General features: G+C 38.8%; 15 protein-coding genes. 4 read left to right on the top strand and 11 right to left on the bottom strand.

The features are described from left to right. Nucleotides 1-23 precede the first annotated feature (23 nt). Genes CH362_RS08565 through CH362_RS08550 form a run of 4 tightly spaced genes read right to left on the bottom strand, consistent with a single transcriptional unit; the run spans nucleotide 24 to nucleotide 5,407 of the window. Nucleotides 24-2,255: a PAS domain S-box protein gene (locus CH362_RS08565; protein WP_100709947.1), complete on the bottom strand. Its 2,232-nt coding sequence runs from the start codon at nucleotides 2,253-2,255 to the stop codon at nucleotides 24-26. 45 nt (nucleotides 2,256-2,300) lie between these two features. Beyond that, nucleotides 2,301-3,212, bottom strand: coding sequence for an alpha/beta fold hydrolase (locus CH362_RS08560; RefSeq protein WP_100709946.1), 912 nt, complete (start codon nucleotides 3,210-3,212; stop codon nucleotides 2,301-2,303). Between the two features lie 7 nt (nucleotides 3,213-3,219). Next, nucleotides 3,220-3,693 (bottom strand): cyclic nucleotide-binding domain-containing protein, encoded by a 474-nt coding sequence (locus CH362_RS08555; protein WP_100709945.1) that lies wholly within the window; start codon nucleotides 3,691-3,693, stop codon nucleotides 3,220-3,222. Nucleotides 3,694-3,742: 49 nt separating this feature from the next. Next, entirely contained in the window at nucleotides 3,743-5,407 is a 1,665-nt protein-coding gene (locus CH362_RS08550) for a PAS domain S-box protein (protein ID WP_100709944.1), read from the bottom strand. A 176-nt stretch (nucleotides 5,408-5,583) separates the two neighbouring features. Between CH362_RS08550 and CH362_RS08545 the strand changes: the two genes are divergently transcribed. From CH362_RS08545 to CH362_RS08535, 3 genes are read left to right on the top strand one after another with little or no spacing between them, the layout of a single operon-like run. Next, nucleotides 5,584-6,813, top strand: a complete 1,230-nt coding sequence (locus CH362_RS08545) for a DUF445 domain-containing protein (protein ID WP_100709943.1) — start codon at nucleotides 5,584-5,586, stop codon at nucleotides 6,811-6,813. Between the two features lies 1 nt (nucleotide 6,814). Next, nucleotides 6,815-7,114 (top strand): hypothetical protein, encoded by a 300-nt coding sequence (locus tag CH362_RS08540; RefSeq protein WP_100709942.1) that lies wholly within the window; start codon nucleotides 6,815-6,817, stop codon nucleotides 7,112-7,114. A 10-nt stretch (nucleotides 7,115-7,124) separates the two neighbouring features. Next, on the top strand, nucleotides 7,125-8,102 hold the full coding sequence (locus CH362_RS08535; RefSeq protein ID WP_100709941.1) for an alpha/beta hydrolase: 978 nt from the start codon (nucleotides 7,125-7,127) through the stop codon (nucleotides 8,100-8,102). Here CH362_RS08535 and pgsW read toward each other — a convergent pair. From pgsW to CH362_RS08500, 7 genes are all read right to left on the bottom strand, one after another. Beyond that, nucleotides 8,099-9,202: a poly-gamma-glutamate system protein gene (gene pgsW / locus CH362_RS08530; RefSeq protein WP_244280531.1), complete on the bottom strand. Its 1,104-nt coding sequence runs from the start codon at nucleotides 9,200-9,202 to the stop codon at nucleotides 8,099-8,101. The two genes, CH362_RS08535 and pgsW, sit on opposite strands and share 4 nt — an antisense overlap. A 5-nt stretch (nucleotides 9,203-9,207) precedes the next feature. After that, the gene (gene pgsC / locus CH362_RS08525) at nucleotides 9,208-9,672 is read right to left on the bottom strand and encodes a poly-gamma-glutamate biosynthesis protein PgsC (protein WP_100709939.1); all 465 of its coding nucleotides are present in this window, start codon (nucleotides 9,670-9,672) and stop codon (nucleotides 9,208-9,210) included. A 1-nt stretch (nucleotide 9,673) separates the two neighbouring features. After that, nucleotides 9,674-10,864 (bottom strand): poly-gamma-glutamate synthase PgsB, encoded by a 1,191-nt coding sequence (pgsB, locus tag CH362_RS08520; protein WP_100709938.1) that lies wholly within the window; start codon nucleotides 10,862-10,864, stop codon nucleotides 9,674-9,676. Between the two features lie 42 nt (nucleotides 10,865-10,906). Next, complete coding sequence (locus CH362_RS08515; RefSeq protein WP_100709937.1) at nucleotides 10,907-12,514, bottom strand: SpoIIE family protein phosphatase; 1,608 nt, start codon at nucleotides 12,512-12,514, stop codon at nucleotides 10,907-10,909. Between the two features lie 35 nt (nucleotides 12,515-12,549). Next, a complete protein-coding gene (locus CH362_RS08510; RefSeq protein ID WP_100709936.1) occupies nucleotides 12,550-14,073 on the bottom strand; it encodes a PAS domain-containing sensor histidine kinase in 1,524 nt (507 codons plus the stop codon). A gap of 265 nt (nucleotides 14,074-14,338) precedes the next feature. Beyond that, the gene (locus CH362_RS08505; protein ID WP_165780243.1) at nucleotides 14,339-14,743 is read right to left on the bottom strand and encodes an FKBP-type peptidyl-prolyl cis-trans isomerase; all 405 of its coding nucleotides are present in this window, start codon (nucleotides 14,741-14,743) and stop codon (nucleotides 14,339-14,341) included. Then, a complete protein-coding gene (locus CH362_RS08500) occupies nucleotides 14,740-15,099 on the bottom strand; it encodes an RNA recognition motif domain-containing protein (RefSeq protein ID WP_100709935.1) in 360 nt (119 codons plus the stop codon). The genes CH362_RS08505 and CH362_RS08500 overlap by 4 nt, the downstream gene beginning before the upstream one ends. Nucleotides 15,100-15,332: 233 nt before the next feature. Here CH362_RS08500 and CH362_RS08495 point away from each other — a divergent pair, with 233 nt between their 5' ends. Then, complete coding sequence (locus CH362_RS08495) at nucleotides 15,333-17,645, top strand: inorganic phosphate transporter (RefSeq protein WP_100709934.1); 2,313 nt, start codon at nucleotides 15,333-15,335, stop codon at nucleotides 17,643-17,645. Nucleotides 17,646-17,782 lie beyond the last annotated feature (137 nt).

Raw genomic sequence — 17,782 nt, 5'->3', positions numbered from 1 at the left:
TGAGAAGCAATTCTTTTAAAGATCTATTTAGGAATAGGAAGTTCTATTTTATATCTGGTACCGATTTCTACAGTTTCGAGTCCCCATTTTGCTTTGAGCTTATCCAATAACATTCCCACCAGCTGCAAGCCAAGTCCTTCAGAATTTCTAACATCCACTGTTTTAGGAAGTCCTACTCCATTATCTCCAATAGAGATAGAAAGCCCGTCTTCCATTTTAGAGATAGAGATAAATATCTCTCCATTTTGATTTCCAGGGAATGCGTATTTTAAGGAATTTGAAACTAGTTCATTAAATACTAATGCAAGAGGGATCGCAAAATCCAAATTTAAACGTATATCTTGAGATTCTATCGAATAACCGACTCTTTTGTTTGCGCCGAATGATTGTACAAGCGCCACAAGTAGATTGTTTAGATATTCAGTAAAGTCAGCATCTGCTATTGTATCATTCTGATAAAGTTCTTTGTGAACGAGAGCCATGGACTGGATCCTTCTCTCACATTCTTTTAAAATGGAAACTAGTTTTGGATCGTCAGTAAAATCAGTCTGCAAACTTAAGAGGCTAGAAACCACTTGCAGATTATTTTTAACCCTATGATGGATCTCCTTCAACATCACTTCTTTTTCGTCCAAGGATTTTCTTAAGGTTTCTTCGTATTGGTATCTATCTGTTACATCCCGGATGATCTGTGTCGCACCTATCATATTATGACTTTCATCTCTGATAGAACTATAGTTTATTTCAAGCACGATGGAATCTTTGACTAGGCCTGAAATTTTTCTCTCCGTCTTGAAAACTTCACCAGTAAGAGCCCTACTCCAATTTCGAATAATCCTATCTCTTTCTTCCGGATCTTCTATGCCTATATCCCAGATCTTTTGGCCAACTGTAATACGTTTTCCATAAACTTTCCAGACCATAAGTTCGAATGCTGTATTGCAGGAGATAACTCTTAGATCCATATCTACTGCGCAGATAGAATCTTTTACACCTTCTATGATCGCCTGAAGTCTGTCGTTCGTTTGTAGGATCTTTTTTCTAAGTTCGCTTAATTCGTGTTCTGCTTTTTTTCTTTCGGTGATATCTCTGACAATCACCTGCATTAATTTTTGGCCTCTTTGTTCGAATGCTATCCCCGAAACTTCTACAGAGATCTCTGATCCATCTTTACGAATGAATTTTTCTTCTTTCGGTTCCAACGGTTCCGATTTGAGCATTGCCTTTAGAACTCTTTCTGCCACAACCTGTCTGGACTCAGGATGTATAAATTCTACGATAGGCCGTCCTTCCACCTCTTCTAAGGTTTCATAACCAAGCATCTTCAGACCAGTTTCGTTGATATAGATTACTTTTCCGTCGGCATGTAGGCCTATCGCATCTGGAGAAACTTCTACTAATTTTCTATATTTTTCTTCACTTGCCAGTAGTGCCGTTTCCCAGACAGTCCTAAGAGTTACGTCTTTTAGGAATATTACTACTTCGTTAATTGCTCCTTCTTTAGATAATGGAGCAAAGGAAACTTCTAACTCTGAATTTGGCTGGACTGGAAATAGTTTAGAGAAATGCCATTTGACCTTTGCTCCTGAGAAGGCCTTGTTTAATTGTGCTTGGAAAATTTCCTTATGAGTTTCAGAAATCAAGGATAAGATCTTAGTATCTGGAAGTAATTCTATCCCGAATTGTCTTCTGACCTCGGATCTTCCGGAAGAATTTACATATTGTAACTTCCCCGCTTGGTTTACCCTGATTACCCATTCTTCCGTGCTATCCAATAGGATATTTGTGTAGGAAAGTTGGTCCTGTAGAACTATTTCACTTTTTCTTAATGGAGTTAGATCTTGGAAGGAACCGTAGATCTGGGAGACTCTCTTTTTGACAGGATCCCAAATAGGATGAGCATGATCTCTTATCCATCTAATCTGCCCGTCTGGACCATAGGCCCTATACTCGTCTGCTCTTGCATTTCCAGCGAGTAAGGATCTTACTCTTTGTTTGATCAGATCTTGATCGTCAGGATGAAAGTATCTTGGATCTGCGGCTGGCCAAGGATTACTCAAATCGTCTATACCGATACCGCAGAATTTTAAAAATCCTTCGTTTGCCCAACTTAATATTAGATTTCCATTATCTAATATATCTACCCTATAAAGATAATCGTTAAATACTTCGGGCGCGAGGGCGCGGATCTCTTTTTCTATTTTTTTTCGAATATTCCGATTTTGAAACCATTTTAAAAGTTTGGCAAGAGCCATCGCAACTCCGAATAACTCCTAAGAAAAACGAGGTTTTCTTGGAGCCTACTTCACTAAAAATTCTTTGTAAGTATTCGCGACTTCTTCTGGTCTTTCCAGCATGGGAACATGACCCATATCTTTCAAGATCACCTTTTTCGATCCTTTGATACCTTTCTCTAATACTCCAGCTCCGGAGACACTCAACACTCTATCAGTATCTCCCCAAAGTATTAAGGTTCTTGCTTGGATCTTATTCATATTTTCCTGCAAAGGAAATCCTGTAGATCTGATCTGTTTGAATATGTATTTATTAAATTCAGAATTTTTGATCGCTTTTTCTGCGAAATAAGACGCTAAAAAAGAAGGAATTGGAGGAGGAGTTACAAAAATGAATTTCATTAATTCTTGAAATTCTTCTGCGTTAGTCGCAACTAAATTATTTTTCCCCTTCTCCAGATTTTTGGACAATTCACTTTTTTCAGGGCTATTTACACCGGAAGGAGCAAATAATCCTAAAGATATAACTTTTTGAGGATAAGTTGCTGCATATACTCCAGAGATTGCTCCTCCCATAGAGTTTCCTACGATATGGAATTTTTCCCAACCAAGTTTAGTAACGAACTCATCTAATCGTTTTACTTGCTGGGCAATATTATAATCCTGATCTGCAATTCTATCATTCTCCCCAAAACCAGGAAGATCCACTGCTACTACAGTATATGTAGGAGTAAGCCATTTGGAGAATCTAGTCCAATTGTCTTTGTCTCCGCCGAATCCATGGACCATCAGGATTTTTTCGCTACCTTCTCCGCCTTCTAAATATACCCAGTTCCAAGGTTCTAGCTTGGTTTGTTTTTTTTCAAGGCCGGCTTTCCACCTTTCATAACCGATGCCAGTTTTGACGAGTGTCTCAGTGCAATAGGTAAGCCCGAATAGAATTAGAAAAAGGTAGATTGGGAAAAATTTGCGGTTCATAGTCAGATCACGAATAACGTTTTTTTAATTCTCTAGCGTAAGCTAAGTCATGAGTCAAAAGTCTCATTCTTTTCACCAAATAAGTGGTGATCCCTTTATAAAACTTAAGAGCGAGTTCCTTATCCGAATCCAGAATATGTTGCAGATGTTCGAACGGAATTTCCAAAAGTTCGCAACGTTCCATTGCTTCTACTGTTCCAGCTCTTTTCCCTTGATCCAAAAATGGGAATTCTCCGAAATGATCGCCTGTTGCAATCGTGGTTACGCTTACATCGTCCCCTTTTTCGGTAGAGGTTAAAATTTTCAGAGTTCCGTACATTACCACATAGAAGGCTTTTGCATCGTTCCCTTCTTGGTAAACCGCGTCCCCTTGTTCAAGGACCTTGTATTTTGTCTTCTCCGCTATTTTGGCTAATTCATCCATAGAGAAGCTGGAAAATAAATAAATCTGGTGTAGGATTTCTTCTGTAGTGTGTTGCATGTGTTCCTTACCAAAGACCGAGTATTGAGCCTAGAAAAAAACCATCAAGCTACTTTCCTGGGTTTCGGTCCGGAATTCTAAGACGAAAAACAACTCCATTTTCCGAAGTAAATTCAGAGTTTGCCTTTAACTGCCTGGATAAGATCTCAATCAGCTGGATACCTATAGTTCCAGAGCCATTCTGATTTTCTTTTCTAAAACCTACCCCGTCGTCTGAGTATGCGAAGACGATATTCTGTTCTTCTCTAAAGATCTTAACTTGTATTTTTCCGGAACGATCTTCCGGAAAAGCGTATTTTAAGGAGTTGGTGAGAAGTTCATTTAAGATCAGACCGAGAGGGATCGCTCTTTCTATGCTAACTTCCAGAGAACTCAGATCCAATTGGAGTTGGATACGAGGAAGTCCTCCATAAGCTCTGATCAGGTTAGAAGAAACTGTTGTAAAATAATTCTCTAAGTCTACCGCTGCAAAATTTTCAGACCTATATAATTCAGCATGAACAAATCCCATAGACTTAACCCGATTCTCACATTCTTGCAGGATACGTTTTAGGTTTGGATCTTCCGTATTCTCATATTGTAGGCCAAGAAGGCTTGAGATCACTTGCAGGTTATTTTTGACTCTATGGTGAATTTCTTGGAGCATAGCCTCTTTTTCCTTTAAAGACTTTTCCAAGGTTCTAGTCATAAAATTCCTTTCGGTGACATCCCTCACGATCCCCATATAACGTGATTCATCTATACGGACTGCGTTTACCTCTGCTTCTATAATTTTACCTGATTTGGCCTTGAATTTTCTGTTTAAGATTACAGGTTTACCAATTTCTAATGAAGGAATTCTATGAATTGCATCCGCATAACTTTCTTCGTCCAGAATATCTTTTAAGGAGAATTTTTGAAGTTCTTCTTTGGTATATTCTAAAAGTTCGGACATTCTTCTATTCACTTCCAAAATTTTAGTTTCAAAATTTGTAATGATAATTGAATCAGATGCACTTTCTACTAAGGATCGATATCTTCTTTCACTTTCTTCTAAAGAAGATATCGCCATCACTCTTTCCGTGACATCGTATAAAATGGAGAATAGTACCCTTTTACCTCCGAACTGTAAAGGTCCGCTATAAACTTCCATCTCGCGGATCTCTCCACTTTTTAATTTATGTCTGAATCTGAAATATTGTCTGGCTTCTATTGCAGCTTGCCTCATCTCTTCGAAAATTTGTTCTTTCGTAAAAATGTTTATATCAGTGATCTTCATCTGCAAAAGCTCTTCTTGGCTATAACCGTAGAATTGGCTTGCAGACTGATTTGCGTATAAAATATCTCCGGAGTCAGGATCTAAGATCCATTTGATTGCTTGGTTGGTCTCAAAAATTTGTCGGAATGGTCTGTCGCTGGATAGAAATTCTTTCCAAAAAGAATTTTCAAGAAGAGAAGCGGAACCTTCTTCCATTGGTTCCATCTTGATCCAAAACATCCCATGAGTAAGAGACCAACTTGCTAGTAGTCCTGTACTTCCTGGGAATGAGAGAGGGCTTTTTCCAGGCTGCCAAGATAGAACGGCACTTCCATTCTCCCCTTGGATCGTCTCTGTTCCATGTAAAAAATAGGAGAGAGGATTTTGTCTCCAGGAATCCAAAGGAAGATTGGTCTCAATGATCAATCCGGAAGGATCCATTAGAATACACCAGTATGGAAAGAAGGAGGATTTCATAACTTAAAAATGAGAGAGGACTATTTCTGAGATTTATTCGACTCTGAAAAATCATTTTTCAAAACCGCCCGGAAAGATCCGAAAAACGAATGGAAAAATAACTTGCAGTGCACTGGGTCGAAAAGGACTTTGCAATAGAACCGAATAGTATAGCGCACGCTACAGGAATTGAAAATATGGATCTGTCCTTCTTCAGCCAAAACAAAGAATTGATCGGGATCATCATGATGCCCTTCACCTACGGATTCGTGGGTTGGTTTACCAACGTGGTGGCCCTAAAAATGACCTTCTACCCTTTGGAATTTGTAGGAATTCCTCCTTATTTAGGATGGCAAGGGATCGTTCCGAAGAAGGCCCAGAAATTGGCCCTAAAATCGGTGAATATTATGACCGAGAGGCTTATCAAAGTCGAAGACTTTTTCTCAAAAGTGGACCCGGACCAATTAGAGACTGAATTCCAACCTGTTCTAAATGATCTAATTCCTTCTGCCACTCATGAGATCGTTCATCATATCAATCCGATCCTGCGAAAACATTTAGAGAACGGTCATGGAGAAGAGATAGTAAGAGCTGTCCAAGAAAAATGTGCTCACACTGTGAAGAACATCATGACCCAGGTGAAAGAGAATGTATCCTCTGTTTTCAATTTCAGATCTCTGGTGCTTCGAAAACTCACAGGTCCGAATGTAGAAAGGATCGTAAACATATTTGAAGAAGTCGGTTCTAAAGAATTCAAATTTATTGAACATTGTGGCTGGGCACTCGGTGGCGCACTTGGTATTGCTCAGGCTTTCCTTTGGAATTATCTTCCTATCTGGTGGACTCTTCCAATCCAAGGGATCATCGTAGGATATATTACAAATTGGGTCGCACTCACAATGATCTTCCGCCCTCTTTATGAAAAAAGAGTAGGACCGATCAAATACAGAGGTTTATTCATCGCGAGACAAGAAGAAGTTTCTAAAAAATATTCAAATGTATTCGCAACCCAAGTTCTCACAGCAAGAAACGTTTTAGAAGAAATTTTATACAAAAGAGCCGCAAGAACTCTTGTAGAAACTATCCAAGCTGAAACCGAATCAGCTGCTACTAGACTCAATTTATCTGGACAACTAGACGCGGAGAATCGAGGAGAAGATTCTGATTTCGAAAATACCAAAAAAGAAGTAATCCGCAAGGTAAGCGATTCCTTGGCAGGAAGTTCTACCAAACTCGAAACTTATATGGGAAGAGCAATGAGCATAGAAAATAATATGTTCAAACGTATGAAGGATCTCCCACCTGAAGAATTCGAACCGATCTTAAGATCAGCCTTCCAAGAAGATGAGTATGTTCTTATTCTGATCGGTTCCGTTTTAGGAGCAATCGTAGGTCTTGTACAAGGGATCTACATGATCGCGGTGTAATATGGATCTGATCAAAGTTACAGATTCTGATCCAGACTCTTTCCTTCGGAAATTAACCAAAGCAATTGCCGGAGGAAGATTGGGTGAAATCACAAAATTCGATCTGAAAGAAGACGATTTTTGTATTAAATTTTCAGGACTCGGTGAATCCAGGATCTGGTTCAAATTACAAAGAGAAGGAGAAGGATTCTCCGCAGTCAAAAAAAGGGAAAAGATTGCTTTACTACATTTAGCTCTCAGATCAGAAATGGAAAAAAATTTGGAGAATATTCTGATCCGGTTAGGAGCAGAAGTTTCCTAAATATTACAGAATGTTACAATTCGGTTCGGATTCCAAAATAGCAACTCTACCCTCCGGAATCCGAATCGCTTATCGGATTTTTCCAGGCAAATCAAAGGTTCCTCTTTTCTGTGTTCATGGATTAACAGGAAATCTAAAAAACTTCGAACCGCTCGCCCAAGGACTCTCTAAAAAAGGGATCACTGTAATTGTATACGACCTGCGCGGAAGAGGGAATTCGGACAAACCTAAAGAAGAATATTCCGCCAGAGTTCACGCACAAGACCTAAAAGAACTCTCCAGTATATTAGGATATTCTAAAATATCTATCCTTTCTCATTCGTTAGGAGCATGGATCACTCTTAGATTTGCGGAGAAGTTCTCAAGTTTCCTAGAAAAAGCCGTCCTAATAGATGGAGGCGGAGAACTTTCCATCAAACGTAAAATTTCTAATTTACTCATGATCCAAGGTTCTTTAGCTCGTTTGGGCAGAAGGATCCCTAGCAAAGAAATCTATTTGCAAGAAGCTAAAAAGTCCCCCCTACTTTCAGCCTGGAATACGAATATTCAAAATTTCTTATTATACGAACTGGAACCGATAGGAACACTTTCAGCATCTTTAATGCCTGGCGATACTTTTTACGGACCAGCAATTTGTTCCATTCCGCCATTTGTGATAGATTCAGAATTAAAAAATATGGGTGGAGCAATGAGACCTTCTGGGATCGTTGCGAGGCTTTTCAAAGATCCTAAAAAGTTTATCAAAACCATCCAAGAAAACAAAGTAATGCCCTATTCAACATTACGTTGTCCTGTGCTCGTAATCCGTGCTTTAAAACCGAATTTCAAACCTGGAGACGAACTTTTACCTTCTACTGCAATCGAGAAGATGAAAGAGAAAATCCAAAATCTGAAAGTTTATGAACTAACAGATAAAAATCATTATGAATGTGTATTATTAGAAGATAAAGAGAGAGACCAGGAAATATTCAAATTTTTGAGATCTTAAAGAGATTCGTCTCTATCTTCTTCTATAAAAGAATCTCTTTTAAAAAATACATATAACAAAACTAAAATACCAACTAATACTGCGGCAGCTAAACGAAGATCATATTCTGATCGTACGAATATCCTACCTTCTCCAATTTCGGGAAGTTTTTTAGGTTGGATCGTAAATCCGTTTTGGGTAGCAAGTTCTTCTATTCTAACCAAATGAATGATTGGAATTCTTAAATTTGCAAAACGTCTCATGACTGAATCTCTTCCATCATGTGCAACCGGATGTTTTAGATTTAAACCTGGCGAAAATTCGCCTGCATTCTTCTTAGTTCCTACAGAAACAGTTCCACCACCCACATTAATATAAGCTTTGTATTCGGAGAGAGGAAGTATGGCGGAATACAAACCTAATCGCTCTTCCAGGCTTTCTGAGTAATTTTTAGAATGTAATATTGGAAGTGAATTTTTGGAGGCGGAAAATTGTAGGCTCTTCGACCCTTCTTTAGATATACCAAATGCTTGGTCTTCTATTCCTCCCCAACTATATGCCAAGGACTTATAAGGAAAAATTTTTCGGATATAGAGTTCCTTCTCCATATCCGGCCATAAAAATTCTGGATCATTCGCACCCCATTGGGAGGAAGTCAAACTGGAGATGATCACAAGATTCAAATCCAAAATTTTAGCCGCCGAATAAACAGCAATATTCAAAGCAGGAAAAGATCCAGAAAGAGAAACTGCAACTGTATCTCCTTTCCGAACTCCCGCTTGGATCAAATATTCTAGAACTAAGGCTCCAAAATTTGGATTGATAGAACTTTGTTTTGCTCTAAGAAAACCTAAATTGCTTGTAACAGGTGTAAAAAATTCACCAATGAGTCCTGAATTCGTTGGATCAAAATTTAGATCTATTTTTTTTCCTTTAGATTCTTTATAATTTTTAATTTCTCCGAAGGCTCTCGCAGTGAGTTTTGCTGCTTCTATTTTTTCTGAATAATACTCTTGCATATTTTCAGAACGAAAATATTCCACTGAATACATTCCAAAAATGGAAAATACCGCCAAAATGAGATAATAGAGTACAGATTTGTTGGAAGATTTCCAATACATTCCCCTCAAGGCAGTAACTCCTTTCCGAGAAATAAGATCAGGATCAAACGAACTATCACAGAAGCAGTAAGTAAAGATGACAAGGTTTCTAACCAACCTTGTCTATCCATCCAAACTGCAATGAGTCCTGGAATAATATGGCCCACAGCCTTTACTTCTGATTCAAAATGTATGATATCCTTAAAAATGCCAGGAAATATCCACTCGTTACCGATTGCATCCAGCACAAATCCGAGTAAAAGTAAAATTGCAGTTCTTCTTTTTCCGTATAATATTACAAATTTAGAAATAAGTCTTCCTAAGCCGAAAACACATAGGCTTACAGATAAAGTCAGAAGAATACTGATTGGATTCTGGAGCTGTAATGCAAAATAGCCTGGAACAACAAGCCCACCTGCAATCCCGAAAAATTCAGAAAAGAATAAGCTGATCCCAAGTCCTAAACCTATGGAAATACTCAATAGATCCATATTAACTTTTTAGAATTTCCTTTTGTTTTAAATGTTTCAGAAGTTCTAAGCCTAATCCGCCTATATTTCCAAGCCCAACGATCATCGAATCAGCAGGAATGGATCTTTCTAAAAATCCCAAAATTTCTTTCACATTCAGAGATTTGAGATCTTCTAATCTAGGATTTGCCAAATTTAGTTTAGAACAGGTCTTTTTGAATACTTCCGTTTCTTCTCCTATAATTAAAATCAAGTCTGCAGGATTTCTCTTCCAGGAAAGGATTTCTTTAGCCATTTGTTCCGATCTTTCAGGTCTATCTTTTCTACAATTCACAAGAGCGACTTTATAATTATAATCAGGAAATTGTAGACCTGCATTCTTCCATATACTTGCAGCAGATCTTGGATCGTTTGCAGCAAATCCATTTGCAAATCCGATCTTTTTTATACCAAGATCATATTCTGCAAAAAATGTTGCCCCCAGATCTGGAGAATGAGACCACATTCCTCGAATTGCAATCGTAGGATTCACTCCCAGAGATTCACATACTTCCAGTGCTAATATCACATTTTCAGGATGTTCATGATATGCAAAACCCTGCATATAGTCCAGATCTGAATATTTTTCAAGACGAGTCGAAACTATTTCTGTATTTTTCCTTTTGCATATCTCTTGGAAGAATGGAAAAAACTCTTTTTCGGAAGTGAATAGTATATTGGATTCCGGAATGGAGCCGCTTAGAGCTAAGGCCACGTCCTTCTTCTCTGGACCCATAATTTCCAAATGATCTTCTCTTACATTTGTGATGATCGTATGTGTAGCCTTGATCAATTTTTCTTCCGAAACTTTTTGATTGAATGGAACAAGAGCCATACATTCTAAAACGATTACATTCGCGCTTTGTTTAGCTGCCTCTTGGATCGCAAACTTCTGCTCTAAAATATTGGGAGCGCCGTATCTGATTATATTTTTTTCAGAACCGTCAGGCAATATGAGTCTCGGAATAGTTCCTGTGGTTTTAGCAAGGACTTGAAATCCGCCTTCTTTCAAACCGGATGCGATCAGTCTTGTAACGGAACTTTTTCCTCGAGTGCCGTTCACATGGATGCGGACTGGGATCTTATTTCTTCTGTAAATATGAAGAATATATTCTGCAATTCCGAATCCTAATAAAACCAGAAGTAATGGAAATAGTATGAGAAATTCGGACACGTAAAGAATGTCCTTCTAAATTAGCCATTAGGTCAACTTAGATTAGGTAAGGTTCAGAGAAATCAGTGTAATATCGTCCTGGGGTTCTTTTTCTCCCAGGTGAGCTTTCATTTCCTTTATGATCTGAGAATGTAGTTCCAGTCCGCTTAAATCCGACTCTTTATAAATTTTTTCGATCCTCTCTTCTCCGAATGGATTTTGCTCAGAATCGAATTCTTCAAAGATCCCATCCGTTAACATCAGTATGGAATCTCCTTCAGAATAATCATACTCTTCTTCCAGATATTCCATTTTAGAATTCAAACCTAAAAGAGATCCCGTTCTTTCCAAAGGTTTTATCCCTGATCTGGATTTCCATAAAAGTGCGGGATGTCCCCCTGATGCAAATCGTATCTTTCTTTCGATCGTATCTATATCTAAAATAAAACAGGAGAAATACATTTGTAGGTTTTTGAAATTTCTACAATAGTCCGTATTAATTCCTTTGATCAGTTCCAAAGGAGAATCTGCCAAATATTTTAGAGGTTCGTAAACTCCCTTGATCGTCATAGTAACAAGTGCCGCCTGGACCCCATGGCCAGTAGCATCCGCCAAGATCACCCTAAGAACTCCAGGACGAAATTCGAATATATCGAACCAGTCCCCTCCTACTTCCATTACTGGAACGTAATTTACGAAAGTTTGAACTCCTGGAATGGAAAAATCGATCGGAGGAAGTAAACTGTTCTGCACTCTTTTGGCGAGATTCAATTCTTCCTTCATTAAACGATAGAATCTGGAAAGTTCCTGGGAACGAGACTCTACTTCTGCTTCCAGATTTTGTAGGAGGTCCAATCTCTCTCTATTTACGTTTTTAAGTTCTTCTACAGTTCCTCTTAATTTCTTTTGTATAGAAATTCTGTCTGTGATATCTCGTAGAATTAGAGTATATCCTTTTCCAGAAGAAGTATTTACCTTGGAAACGGAGGCCTCTAAAATAGGTTCAGTTCCATTCTTTCGTCTGGCTCTAAAAGGACCGAAGATCCCTCTATCAGGATTTTCTCCTATTTTGTATAATACTTTAGAAATATATTTCTTACGCCTTGAGGGGAATAATAAATCTAATGATTTTCCATTCACTTCCCAAGAGGAATATCCTAACATTTTTTCAGCCGCTGGATTCATCATTACGATTTCCATGGATTCATTCACAGAAAGTATAGAATCCAAAGAAGTTCTCACAAGTTCAGAAAGTCTTTCTTCTGATTCTTTGAGTTTTACTTCTCCTTCTTTTCTGGCAGTGACATCGCGCAAATAAACTGCTATATCTTCGATAGAAGGAAAGATACGAACCTCGTACCAAATATTCTCTTTTGGATCTAAAATCTCCAGATCTTTTGGAAGTCCAGAATGCATGGACTCTATCATCGCGGGGAATAAAGAAGTAAAATTGAATTGGGGAAGTATCTCTGGCAATCTTTTGCCAACTAAATTTTCCCGGATAATATCCAGAAGTTTTTCGGCCTCAAAGTTTGCGTATAAGATCCTAAGTTCCTTGTCTAAAGACAAGAATGCATCGGTAATTCTTTCTAAGATCCGAATTACGTCTTTTCTAGAAGCTGATTGGAATGGTGCTCTGGTTCCGGAAGTTTTTTCCTCTGCTTCTGACATAGGAGATCAAAAGTATCTCCGTGCCTAAAGCAAGGTCAAGAAATCTTTTCCGAAGCTGGGATCATGACATGAAATGTGGCGTATTCTTCTTCGGAGCTTTCTACCTCTATGTCGCCGCCCATTTCCCGGACGATCTCATAGCTAACTGAAAGCCCAAGCCCGGTTCCGACCGTGGTTGGTTTTGTGGTGAAGAAAGGATCAAAAATCCGATTCAAATTCTCATCACCTATTCCAAGTCCCCAGTCTTTGACAGTGATCCGAACGAAACGAGTATCCCCTCTCTGGAAGATCGACTGAGAAACCATAATCCTCTTACGGTCAGTCTCGAAAGGATATTTTTCGTTGAGCGAATCCCTTGCATTAGTGATCAAATTTAGAAAAACCTGTTTTAGTTTTTGTGGTTCACCGATCACAAGTGGGATCTCAGAATCTGCATCCACCAATCTGTCCATTCCATCTATCTGTATCCCGTCTCGTACAAGAAATGGTAAAAGAAGTTGGATAGAAGAATATAAAATTTCTCCGGTAGAAACGTGGGCCTTGATACCTTCTTCTTTATGAGCAAAACCTAATAGACTTCTTACGATACCCGAAATTCTTTCACTTTCGCGTATAATAACTTCCATATTTTTAGAAAGAGATTCGTTCTCTTCTACTTGGGTGCGAACAAGTTCTGCGTAATTTAAAATACCAGTAAGCGGATTATTGATCTCATGAGCAACGCCCGCGGCCAATGTCCCAAGCGCCTCCAATTTTTGGCGATGCCTTTGGGACTCCATTCTTCTCAAACGATCCGAATCAGATTCTTTCTGTTGGGTTGTATCAGAGATCGCAAGTAAGATTGCGCTTATCTCTCCTTGTTTAGTCACAGGAGAAATTCTGATATAATAATGACTTCTTTTACCTGTGAAGCTACTCCATTCTTCGAATGCTTCCGGCTTTCCAGTGTTCGATACTCTCGAAATGACTGCTTGTAATTTTAATGCATCAGAGGTTTTTAATACTTCGAAAAAGTTTTTACCTTGGATCTCATCTGCAGGAACTCCAGTGAATGTTTTATTAATGAATAATACATTCCCATTCAGGTCCATAATGACCACAAAATCCATTCCTTCCATTAAAAAGGAACGCCAGCGATAATCTGAATCTTCTAAAGAATAATCTTTTAGCAGACCTTCTTCATCTAATTCTTGCAATTGGACGAGCACTCTACCTTCTTCCGTTGGAATACGGTTTGCTCTTACATATACTTTTTTGTATCCGTTTGCAGAAAGTAGTCTTGTTCTTGCAGAAAACACTTTTGGGACTTCATTTCTGAATCGATCCATGAATGCATCACTCAGACTTTCTGTATCATCTGGATGTGCAAATTGAGACCATTTCATTCTACCTTGGATCTCTGACTTTTTACGTCCGGAGATGTCCTCGAACTTCTGGTTTACCAGTGCAATTGTTCCATCTGCTTCTACCAAAAAAGCAGCTAGAGGTTGATGCTCGAATAGAGTACGATATTGAGAAGAGGATGTTGTTGTAGTTAATAAGTTATTTTCATTATTCAAAACCTTCTTCCTCCCCTTTTCTCTCTATAGTCCGTTTCAAAATGTATGCTATCGATTAGCATAATTTTTCGGGCTTCAAGAGCCAACAGGCTCTTATAGTAAATGGGAAGAGCGGCCTTGTTTAAATATTACAGTTTTTTAAAAAAAAGAAGAACTAAGGTGAGCCAGGGTGCAGGTTTGTCGCGAATTGCAGTGAAATCGTGATATTTTGCTACTGTTGCTTCCAGTCCATCAGGATAGAAGCAACAGAATTAACACAGAAATGTCAGTAAACTTTGATCAATTCCACTTCAAAAATAAGGGTAGAATTAGGAGGAATACTTCCGCCAGCTCCAGCACTTCCGTAGCCTAATTCAGGCGGGATTGTCAATTTACGGATCCCACCTTCTTTCATACCTTGGACTCCTTTGTCCCAACCACGGATCACTTGTCCAGCACCCAAATCAAAACGGAACGGAGTTCCTCTGTCTTTGGAGCTATCGAATTTTTTTCCGTTGGTAAGCCAACCGGTATAATGAACGGTTACGTTAGACCCATTGAAGGCCTCTTTTCCAGTTCCCTTTTTGATGTCTTTAATCACAAGACCGTTGCCTTGAGCGAATACACCCAGGCTCAAAACGAATGCTGAGATTAAAATTGCGGTTAATATATGGATTCTTTTTAAATTCATTTTCCTCTACCTCCAGTGCGTCTGACGGAACTTCCAAAACCTCCCGTGGTCTGGCTACCCTGTACTTTATTGTGACTAGGCCCGCCTTTTACGGATTGTTTTTTATCGAATTCTTTTTTCCATTCGTCGGCGTCTACCACCGTTAGAACTTTTCCGGAAACCTCGTACTTGTTTAAAGCTTCCAGGGCTTTTTTTGCAGCCTCATCTTCCAATTCCAAAGAACCGTAACCCAAAGAACGTCCTGTGAGTTTATCCTTTTTGATGGAAATATGTTCAGCCTTTCCGTATTTGGAGAATAATTTTTCCAAATCTTCTTCCTTCCATTCCTGGGGAAGATTGCCCACTGAAATCTTCATACCGCCTCCTTTTTATATCGCGACGATTGATTAGCCGGTCTTTTGCTTTCTAAAAAAACCGGTTAGATCACCCATTCTTTCAGGTCGGGGAGAAATCGAAAGCCCATTTCATAATCTGTATTTTGAAAAAGAAACCCGCGGAAATTTAGGTTGAGGCTCCTACTTTGCCTTAAATACTACCCAAATCACCCTGCCTGGGTGTTCTTTCTCCAATAATTCCAGGAAATAAGAATATGGATATCTTCCTAATCATAGTAGCAGTCATGGCTGTTCTCGGGGTAATGGACTTACTCGTCGGGGTTTCCAATGACGCAGTGAACTTTACAAATTCAGCAGTCGGATCTAGAGCAGCTTCCAGAAAAATCATCCTCATCGTTTCTGCATTCGGTATCATGCTCGGGGCATTAAGCTCCAGCGGAATGATGGAAGTTGCAAGAAAAGGGATTTTTCATCCTGAATTTTTCAGCCTAGCAGAGTTAATGTTCTTATTTTTGGCGGTGATGGTCTCCGATATCATCCTCTTGGACTTATACAATACATTAGGACTTCCCACTTCCACCACTGTGTCTTTGGTTTTCGAATTATTGGGCGCCTCTTTGGTCCTTGCAATTCTAAAAGCTGACACATTAAACGATGCATTTAAGATCATTAACTCAGAATCCGCCTTAAAGATCATATTCGGGATCGCATTATCAGTGATACTCGCATTCTTTGCAGGACTGATATTGATGTTCTTCTTCCGATTGATCTTCAGTTTCCGTTTAGAAAAAACAATGAAATGGTTCGGTGGAATTTTTTCAGGACTCGCAGTTACGGTTGTGATCTTCTTCATCCTTCTTACTGCAATGAAAGGGTCCACTTTCTTAAGCAAAGACGTATTAGCTTGGATCCAAACCAATTTTAAGACAATTCTTGCCTTAAGTTTTATAGGATTTTCTATTCTATTCCAGATACTGATCTTATCTAAAATAAATGTTCTGAAGATCGTCGTATTATTCGGAACTGCAGCACTTGCAATGGCATTCGCAAGTAATGATTTAGTGAACTTTATAGGAGTTCCTATCGCAAGTTTACAAACACATGAATTGATCAAAGCGGCCAACTGGGATGCAAATACGATGGCGTCTGGCTTAGGAAAAGAAGTTCTTACAGACAATAGACTTCTGATTGGTGCCGCCCTCATCATGATCATCGCGTTATTCAAATCCAAGAAAGCAGAAACTGTAACCAGAACTGAAGTAAGTTTAGGCTCTCAAGGAGAAACTGTAGAAGCATATCAATCCAGTTTGGTCGCAAGAGTATTCGTCCAAATCGCAGTTGGGATCTATTACCCTATTAAAAGATTTCTGCCTTCTTTCCTCCGAAATTGGATCGCTTCCAGATTTAAACAAACTGGGACCTTGGAATTAGTTCGTTTGCATGAAAGTGATGCATTCGATCTATTAAGAGCCTCCGTAAACATACTCATTGCATCCGCACTCATCCTTGTTGGAACCATCGAAAAACTTCCTCTTTCTACTACATTCGTAACCTTCATGGTAGCGATGGGAACCTCGCTCGCAGATGGAGCCTGGCAGAAAGAAAACGCAGTCAATCGTGTAAGCGGAGTTTTAACAGTTGTAGGCGGATGGTTTATGACTGCGATATTCGCTTCTTTCACAGGTGGATTTATCGCAGCTCTATTCTATTACTTCGGATTCGCAGCAGTAGTAGTAGTTTTAATATTCACATTTTTCTTGGTTCTTGCATTCAATCGAATCCATAAGAAAAGAAAGGCAGAATATGATGAGAATCTGGAAAAACTTCTCCTTCTCACCAAACACCCAGAAAAGGCACTTTCCAAATCGTTATCTTCTTTATTAGGAAATTTGTTATTAGAGAAGAAGGCGATGAATACACTTTCTTCCGGTTATATTGGAGGAAAGAAGAAGGACTTTAAACAGGCTTCTAAAATATTAAAGAACCTGAAGAAAAACTATGAATCTTCTATCTCCGGTTTTTTAAGTCTCGTAGATAGACATTTTGATGAGTCAGATTTCCAATCCATTCATCCATTCACAAATGCACTCGGTTATATAGATCGTATCGCAGAGAATCTTGCAAATATTCACAGGAACACTTCCGAAAAGATAGATCGTTTCCAAACAGGACTCACAAAAGACGAAAGAGAAGATCTAAAAGAATTACGCAAACTTGCAGAAGATCTTTTTGAACTTCTGGCACAATCTGATAAGGTCCCAGGTTTAGTCGAAAAGGCAAGATCTAGCAAAAAAGTAAAAGAACTCTCCGATATCAAAGTCCGTATTTACAAAAATCAAATGAAACGGATCCGAAAAGGAGATAGCAAATTAAAATCCAGCGTTGCCTACTTCTTAGTAATTGAGGAACTCGTAGATATTAACGAAAACTTATTTGCTCTGGCAGAAGAATTGGTTTGGGTTTTACCTTGGATAGAAACCAAGAAAAAACAATTTGCTAAGGGAAATTTCTCGGGAGCAAAACTGGAATTCCCTAAGACTAAAGGTAAGAAAAAAAAGAAGAAGTGATCAATAGTAGGAAATTTCGTACGAAGTTCACAGAGGACAAGGAGAAAGTGAACTTCCATTGCAGTTCTTATTCCAAATGAATTCCTTTAGAATTATCCGATGTAGGACATCCTACATCGGATACATAAGCCCTCAGT

The sequence above is a fragment of the Leptospira saintgironsiae genome, assembly GCF_002811765.1.
GTDB lineage: Bacteria > Spirochaetota > Leptospiria > Leptospirales > Leptospiraceae > Leptospira_B > Leptospira_B saintgironsiae.
This window is presented reverse-complemented; position numbering and strand designations above follow the sequence as displayed.

Coding starts and splice junctions, on each gene's coding strand:
- CH362_RS08560 (WP_100709946.1), bottom strand. CDS start 3,212: ATGAACCGCAAATTTTTCCCAATCTACCTTTTTCTAATTCTATTCGGG.
- CH362_RS08550 (WP_100709944.1), bottom strand. CDS start 5,407: ATGAAATCCTCCTTCTTTCCATACTGGTGTATTCTAATGGATCCTTCC.
- CH362_RS08535 (WP_100709941.1), top strand. CDS start 7,125: ATGTTACAATTCGGTTCGGATTCCAAAATAGCAACTCTACCCTCCGGA.
- CH362_RS08540 (WP_100709942.1), top strand. CDS start 6,815: ATGGATCTGATCAAAGTTACAGATTCTGATCCAGACTCTTTCCTTCGG.
- CH362_RS08495 (WP_100709934.1), top strand. CDS start 15,333: ATGGATATCTTCCTAATCATAGTAGCAGTCATGGCTGTTCTCGGGGTA.
- CH362_RS08565 (WP_100709947.1), bottom strand. CDS start 2,255: ATGGCTCTTGCCAAACTTTTAAAATGGTTTCAAAATCGGAATATTCGA.
- CH362_RS08545 (WP_100709943.1), top strand. CDS start 5,584: ATGGATCTGTCCTTCTTCAGCCAAAACAAAGAATTGATCGGGATCATC.
- pgsW (WP_244280531.1), bottom strand. CDS start 9,202: ATGTATTGGAAATCTTCCAACAAATCTGTACTCTATTATCTCATTTTG.
- CH362_RS08555 (WP_100709945.1), bottom strand. CDS start 3,693: ATGCAACACACTACAGAAGAAATCCTACACCAGATTTATTTATTTTCC.
- CH362_RS08515 (WP_100709937.1), bottom strand. CDS start 12,514: ATGTCAGAAGCAGAGGAAAAAACTTCCGGAACCAGAGCACCATTCCAA.
- CH362_RS08500 (WP_100709935.1), bottom strand. CDS start 15,099: ATGAAGATTTCAGTGGGCAATCTTCCCCAGGAATGGAAGGAAGAAGAT.
- CH362_RS08505 (WP_165780243.1), bottom strand. CDS start 14,743: ATGAATTTAAAAAGAATCCATATATTAACCGCAATTTTAATCTCAGCA.
- pgsC (WP_100709939.1), bottom strand. CDS start 9,672: ATGGATCTATTGAGTATTTCCATAGGTTTAGGACTTGGGATCAGCTTA.